The organism is Thomasclavelia sp. (assembly GCF_017889095.1).
Lineage (GTDB): Bacteria > Bacillota_I > Bacilli_A > Erysipelotrichales > Coprobacillaceae > Thomasclavelia.
Genome location: NZ_JAGHEW010000287.1, coordinates 1 through 7,588, shown reverse-complemented (window position 1 = coordinate 7,588; position 7,588 = coordinate 1). Strand labels below are relative to the sequence as shown.

At 31.8% G+C, this 7,588-nt stretch carries 7 protein-coding genes; all 7 read left to right on the top strand.

The window, feature by feature from the left end; genetic code table 11:
* A partial coding sequence (locus J7M77_RS12685) for an SbcC/MukB-like Walker B domain-containing protein (protein ID WP_296879136.1) occupies nucleotides 1–1,594 on the top strand: 1,594 nt, incomplete at its 5' end.
* A 67-nt stretch (nucleotides 1,595–1,661) separates the two neighbouring features.
* Nucleotides 1,662–3,098, top strand: a complete 1,437-nt coding sequence (gene proS / locus J7M77_RS12680) for a proline--tRNA ligase (RefSeq protein ID WP_367237022.1) — start codon at nucleotides 1,662–1,664, stop codon at nucleotides 3,096–3,098.
* A 91-nt stretch (nucleotides 3,099–3,189) separates the two neighbouring features.
* Entirely contained in the window at nucleotides 3,190–3,618 is a 429-nt protein-coding gene (locus J7M77_RS12675) for a MarR family winged helix-turn-helix transcriptional regulator (protein ID WP_296879128.1), read from the top strand.
* Nucleotides 3,611–4,945 (top strand): MATE family efflux transporter, encoded by a 1,335-nt coding sequence (locus tag J7M77_RS12670; protein ID WP_296879126.1) that lies wholly within the window; start codon nucleotides 3,611–3,613, stop codon nucleotides 4,943–4,945. Before J7M77_RS12675 ends, J7M77_RS12670 begins: the two co-directional genes overlap by 8 nt.
* A gap of 193 nt (nucleotides 4,946–5,138) precedes the next feature.
* A complete protein-coding gene (locus tag J7M77_RS12665) occupies nucleotides 5,139–6,236 on the top strand; it encodes an ABC transporter substrate-binding protein (RefSeq protein WP_296879124.1) in 1,098 nt (365 codons plus the stop codon).
* Nucleotides 6,226–7,053, top strand: a complete 828-nt coding sequence (locus tag J7M77_RS12660; RefSeq protein WP_296879122.1) for an alkaline phosphatase family protein — start codon at nucleotides 6,226–6,228, stop codon at nucleotides 7,051–7,053. The genes J7M77_RS12665 and J7M77_RS12660 overlap by 11 nt, the downstream gene beginning before the upstream one ends.
* On the top strand, nucleotides 7,040–7,588 hold a 549-nt coding region (locus J7M77_RS12655; RefSeq protein WP_367237021.1), incomplete at its 3' end, for an ABC transporter permease. The genes J7M77_RS12660 and J7M77_RS12655, both read left to right, overlap by 14 nt.

The following is a 7,588-nucleotide window of genomic DNA, read 5'->3' as shown; positions in this document are numbered from 1 at the left end:
TCTTTATCGTTTAAGTCAAGCTGGTATTCTTGCCAGCAAATTAAAAGAAAATGAGCCGTGTCCGGTTTGTGGTTCTTTAGAGCATCCTCATTTAGCTAATTTTACTGGTAAGTTAATTAATGATGATGATTTGAAAAAAGCTAAAAATAAATTTGATCAATGCCGTAATCAGCGTGAGGATATTTATAATGATTTGATTTTAAAGCAAAAAGAAACAGAATTGATGTTGAAGCATTTAGATGAAAATGCAACTCGTCTAGGAATTGATGAGGAATTAGGAAAAGAGGTTTTTATTAAAGTATTAGCTTCAATTAATTTAAAGGAAATGCAGTTGTTAGCTGCTGAAAAGAAAATAAATGAAGAGATTACTTATTTAAAAAAATTACAAATAAGTGTTAAAAAATATCAAAAAGATGTTGATAGTTTAAATAAACAGTGGCAAACAAATAATAATTTAATTCAAGAATACCAAGCTAAGATAAACCAGATTATTGGCCGTAATAGTCAAAATGAATATTTTAAAACTATGACGATGCCTTCATTAAAGCAACAAATTAATGATAAACAAAACCAAATAAATTCGTTACAACAAAATATTAAGATCATTGAAGATGACTATTTAAAAAGTAAAGAAAATGTAATTCAACTAACCTCAAAGTTAGATACTTTAACTAAGCAGTTTGCCAAGGAAGAACTGTTAAATAAGCAATATCAAGAAAAATATCATCATCAATTAAAGAAATATTTTAAAGATGAAAATAGTTTTATTTCAAGATTAAATGATATAACACAGTTAGAAACTAAAGAAAAAGCATATCAGGATTATTTGATTGTAAAAGAAACTTTACAAAAACAAATTGTTCAGTTAAAAGAAGAACTGAAAGATAAAAAAGCAGTTGATCTTAACCAGTTAAAAGCTAAATTGGATTTATTAAAAGTGGAATTAAAAGATTTAATGAAACAGTTAAATGATTTAAAAGCTACATATTTGACGATTCAAAAGACAGTTAATGATATTTTAGAAATTGATCAAAAGTTAAAACAAAGTTATGATTTGTATCAATGTTATTTTGATTTAAGTGAGGTTGCTTCAGGAAAAAATCAATATCGGGTTTCGTTTGAACGTTATGTTTTAGCAGCTTATTTTGAAAATATTTTAGCTTATGCTAATGTTTTATTAAAAAGAATGGCTCAAGGCCGCTATCAATTATATCGTCGTGACAATCGTTCGAAAGGCAATAGTAAACAAGGTTTGGAATTAGATGTTTTAGATATGGAAAGCGGGATGCTGCGAGATGTTAAAACATTATCAGGCGGGGAATCGTTTAAAGCTGCTTTGTCATTAGCTTTAGGACTTTCAAAGATGATTCAGGATCATGCCGGGGGAATTGAATTAAATACGCTGTTTATAGATGAAGGCTTTGGTTCGTTAGATAGTCAGTCATTAGATCAGGCAATTAACTGTTTAATGGACTTACAGCAAGATGGCAAGCTAATTGGAATAATTTCGCATGTTAGTGAATTAAAAGAGCGGATTGATTTTAAAATTGTTTTAACTAGGACAAATAAAGAAACTCATATTACAATTGAATAACTATCTTGCATAATCATAGTTTTAATAGTAAAATAGATGAAGATTATTAAGGAAATGAGGAGAAATGATGGCAAATAAAAAAATAGATGCAATTACTGCAATGGAAGATGATTTTGCTAAGTGGTATACTGATGTTTGTCGTAAAGCTGAACTGATGGATTATAGCAGTATTAAAGGTTTTATTATTTATCGACCATACAGTTATGCAATGTGGGAAATGATTCAGCAGTATATGGATAAAAAATTTAAAGAAACTGGACATGAAAATGTTTATATGCCGATGCTTATTCCCCAATCTTTATTGCAAAAAGAATCTGATCACGTTGAAGGGTTTGCACCAGAATGTGCAGTAGTAACTAAAGGTGGTTTAGAAAATCTTGAGGAATCTTTAGTGATTCGACCAACTTCAGAAACTCTTTTTTGTGAACATTATGCTAAAATTGTAAATTCATATCGGGATTTACCGAAGTTATATAATCAATGGTGTTCAGTTGTTCGCTGGGAAAAGACAACTAGACCATTTTTAAGGGGATCAGAGTTTTTATGGCAAGAAGGGCATACTGTTCATGCAACTAAAGAAGAAGCATGGCAGGAAACATTACAGATGTTAAGTATCTATGAAGATACCGCTAAAAATCTTTTAGCGATCCCAATGCTTACGGGTCGTAAAACTGAAAAAGAAAAATTTGCTGGTGCTGAAGCAACTTATACAATCGAGGCTTTGATGCATGATGGAAAAGCATTACAATCAGGTACTAGCCACTATTTTGGACAAGGTTTTGCTAAAGCATTTGATATGAAATTTTTATCTAAAGAAAATAAATTGGAATATGTTTATCAAACTTCTTGGGGGGTATCAACTCGCTTAATTGGGGCAATTATCATGGTTCATGGTGATAACAACGGTTTAGTATTACCACCACGTGTAGCTCCAGTACAAGTAGTAATTATTCCAATTCAACAACAAAAACCAGGAGTTTTAGATAAAGCTAATGAAATTATGGAACAGCTAAAAGCTAGTGGTATTCGAGTTAAAGTGGATTCAAGTGATAAAACGCCAGGATGGAAATTTTCAGAAGCAGAAATGCGCGGAATTCCATTAAGAATTGAAATTGGTCCTCGCGATCTTGAAAATAATTGTTGTGTAATTGCCAAAAGAAATGATGGGGCTAAAGCAACACATACCCTTGATGAAAGCTTGAATACAACAGTTAAAGATTTATTAGATACGATTCATGATGAAATGTATCAAAAAGCATTAGATCATCGTAATCGCAATACTAGACAAGCTAATACTTATGAAGAATTCAAAGATATTATCGCTAATAAAGGCGGATATGTAAAAATGATGTGGTGTGGCGATGAGGCATGCGAATTGCAAGTGAAAAACGACACTACAGCAACAAGTCGCTGTATCAAGGAAGATGAAGAACCATTTGGTGATGTTTGTCCAGTTTGTGGAAAACCAGCTAAAAAAGTTGTATATTTTGCTAAAGCATACTAAGATACGAGTTTATTCGTATCTTTTTTTGATTAATAGTTGACATATCAACTAAATTTATATATAGTTGATATGTCAACTAAGGAGGATGATCATGGAACGAATTGGAAGAGTTATCAATCGCTTAGCGACATTGAATCGTAATGATAGTAATCAGCGCTTGAAACAATATCAATTAACAGGCAATGAAGGATCGGTATTGATGTTTTTTAAATATCAAGAAATATTGCACCAGGATGAACTGATTCGTAAATTACAAATTGATAAAAGTGCAGTTACTAGGTTACTTCAAAATATGCAAACTAAAGGATTGATTGAAAGAGTTCCTTTTATTAAGGATAAACGCTGTTACGAAATAAAACTAACACCGTTAGGATTGGAAAAACAAAAGATAGTTGATCAGGTATTTGAAAAAAAGGATGTTGATTTGACTAAAGGATTATCTAAAGAAGAATTGCAGGAACTAAGAAGAATGTTAAATGTATTAAAAGAGAATTTAATTAGGGGTGATGAAAATGAATGATGAAAGAATTGGAACTAAAAGAATCTTACCATTATTAGTTGAATTTAGTATTCCGGCAATTATCGGAATGTTAGTAAATGCGATTTATAATGTTGTCGATCGTATTTTTATTGGTAATGCGCCAAGTCTTGGGGCTATCGGGATTGCTGGAATTACGGTTAGTTATCCAGTTACATTAGTTTTAATGGCGATTTCTTTAATGGTCGGTGTTGGAGGGGCAACACGGTTTAGTATTGCTTTAGGACAAAAAAATAAAGAGCAGGCCGGTATTTATCAAGGTAATGCGGTTGTTTTAACTGTTTTGTTTGGTTTGCTTTTTATGGTGTTTGGAAATATATTTATTGATCCAATTTTAGTGGTACTAGGAGCTAGTGAAACGGTTTTGCCTTATGCTAGTGCTTATTTGTCGATTGTATTATATGGAGCTGTTTTTCAATGTGTTACCATGTGTGGAAATAACTTTTCTCGAGCTCAGGGAAATCCTAAAAATGCAATGATTTCACAGCTAATTGGTGCTGGCTTTAATATTGTTTTTGATTATATTTTGATTATTAAATTTGATATGGGAATGCAAGGTGCTGCCCTGGCAACAATTGGCGGTCAATTTTTAAGTATGATCTGGCAATTATGTTATTTATGTTCTAATCGTTCTTTGATTAAATTAGATTTCCAGCATCTTAAAATAAAAGTACGAGTTGCCATTGATATTATTAGAACTGGTGTACCAGCTTTTTTGATGCAAATGGCTAATAGTGTGTTAAATATTATTTTAAATAGTACGTTAGGTACTTATGGTGGGGATATTGCAATTTCAGCTGTTGGTATCATTACTAGTTTTCAAACCATCTGTCAAATGCCGTTAACTGGTTTAATGCAAGGACAACAGCCATTAATTAGTTATAATTTTGGGGCTCGTAAATATGATCGGGTTAAAGAAACATTAAAATATTCGATCATTGGGGCTACAATAATTGCTTTAATTGGTTTTTTAGCAGTAGAGTTATTCCCGAAAACAATTATTTTGATGTTCAATAATGAACCTGAAGTAGTTGCTCTAGGAACTAAGGCAATTAGAATCTGGTTTATTTGTTTACCATTATTAGGGGCCCAAATCATGAGTGCTAATTATTTTCAGTGTATTGGTAAAATCAAGATTGCCAGTGTCTTAAATTTACTTAGACAGGTAATTGTTTTAATTCCGTTGATTTTATTATTGTCATCAATGATTGGTTTAGATGGTATTTTTATTGCTGTACCATTGGCTGATTTAAGTGCTTTTTTAATCACTGAGTTATTATTTGTTAAAGCATTAAAAGATTTGAAATAATAAAGGATAGCTAAAGCTAACAGAGATGTTAGCTTTTTTGTTTTATAAATTAAGCTAATCTTTAAATTTCTTTACTAAGTATTTATATTTAATAAATTAAGCAAAATAATCTTTACAATACTTTACAAAATAACGATATTTTAGACATTTTTTTAAATGCTATACTTTAACCGCTAAGGAGGAAGTATAAAAAATGAAAAGCAAAATTTTAAAATTAGGAGTTAGTGCTTTAGTAGCTGCTAGTTTTTTAACTGGGTGCTCTGAAGAAAGTACTAAAACAGATGTTGATTTAAATTCGATGAAACTTGAAGAAATTATTGAAAAAGCAAAAGAAGATGGTGAAGTAAATTCAGTAGGAATGCCAGATACCTGGGCTAACTGGGGTGAAACTTGGGATGAAATTGAAGCTACTTATGGATTAAAGCATACGGACACTGATATGTCTAGTGCTGAAGAACTAGCAATTTTTGCCAATGAAGCAAATGATGCTACTAAGGATATTGGTGACGTTGGACAATCATTTGGTCCTGTAGCTAAAGAACAAGGAGTTACTATGCCATATAAAACATCTTATTGGGATTCAATCCCTGATTGGGCTAAAGATGAAGATGGTAACTGGATCATTGGTTATTATGGAACAATTACTTTTATTACGAATACTGATTTAGTTGATCAGGCACCAACTAGCTGGCAAGATGTATTAGAAGGTGATTATACTTTAACAATTGGTGATGTTTCTGTAGCTACTCAGGCTCAAAGCGGGTTATTAAGTGCTGCAATTGCTTTTGGTGGAAGTGAAAGTGATATTCAGCCAGGTTTAGATTTCTTTAAAACTTTAGCTGAAGATGGTCGTTTAGATATGGGAGATACTAGTGTTGCTCGTTTGGAAAAAGGGGAAATTGAAGTAGCTGTTTTATGGGATTATAATTCTTTAGGATATCGTGCTCAAATTCAAGAAAATAATCCTAATGCCCATTATGAAGTATCAGTTCCTAGTGATGGAGCGATTCAAAGTGGTTATTGTACAATTATTAATGCTTATACCAAACGACCTTATGCAGCAGCTTTAGCTCGTGAATATATTTTATCAGATGAAGGACAAATTAATTTAGCTAAAGGCTATGCTCGTCCAGTTCGTGACGTTGAATTACCAGAAGATGTTAAAGCTAAGCTGTTGCCTGATGATCAATATACAAATGCTCGTTTTATTGAAGACCAGGAAGCATGGGATCAAGCTGTATCAGATTTAGCGACAACATGGCAAGAAGAGGTAGTTACTTATGCACAATAAAACAGTCTTTGTTTTATTAGATGGTTTACAAAGTAATTATGCTAAAGAACATTTAGGTTATTTAGAACATTTATGTCAAAAAAATCAGGCCGCAAAATATGAAGTACTAGGTGAATTACCTAGTGCTTCAAGGCCAATGTATGAAACAATCTTTACGGGTTTACCGGTTTATAAGCATGGTATAACTAATAATGGAATTTGTCGGTTATCAAAAGCAAACCATCTATTTAAATTATTAAAACAAAATAATAAAAAAAGTTTGGCGTTAGCTTATTATTGGATCAGTGAATTATATTTATCTGCTCCATTTAATCATACTAAAGATATTTATCATCACGATAGTACATCTAATATTGATCAAGGCTTTTTTTACTATGAAGATAGTTATCCTGATAATCATTTATATGCTCTGGCAGCTAATTTAATGGCTAAAGAAGAATATGATTTTGTTTTTATTCATCCCATGAATATTGATGATACGGGTCATCGTTATGGTGCTGGATCAAAAGAATATGCTAATGCAGTTATTGCAAATGACAAGTTATTATCAACTTATCTTCCTGGCTGGATCGAACAGGGCTATAGTATTGTCGTAGGTGCCGACCATGGCATGAGTGAAAATGGTTATCATGGCGGTAATAGCAAGATGCAGCGCTGTAGTGCACTTTATATCATTGATAAACAGGTTGTTAATGGCTATCAAAGTCATGAGTTAACTACTTTACAGTTTGCACCGCTATTATGTCAGTTATTAAAGCTAGAACCAGATGTGCAAATGGAGTCATTGGAGGTGGCGTTTAGAAATGAAAAAGATTAGTAAAAAGATATATTTATTTGCGTTACTGCCGTTTTTGATCATGGTAGTTTTGTTTGAAATATTGCCATTGATCAATATTTTTATTGAAAGTTTTTCTAAAGTGGGCGGTGGTTTTACTTTTGAACATTTTACGAGAATTTTTACTACCCGCTTATATCTACAGTCAATTTATAATAGTGTCTGGATTTCGGTTTTTTCAGCTGTTTGCGGGATAATCATTGCTTTTTTAGGGGCTAAAGCTTGTAATCATGCAAGTAGTAAAGTTCGTAATGTGTTTACAACAATATTAAATATTACTAGTAATTTTGCTGGTGTACCATTAGCTTTTGCGTTTATGATTTTACTTGGAAATGTCGGAATTTTAACTTTAATTGGAAAAAATTACGGGATTGATTTTCTAGCTAATTTTGATTTATATACGATTAATGGTTTATTGCTTACTTATATTTATTTTCAAATACCACTTGGAACATTATTAATGTTACCGGCTTTTAAAGCTTTAAAAAAAGAATGGAAAGAAGCAGTAAACTTACTT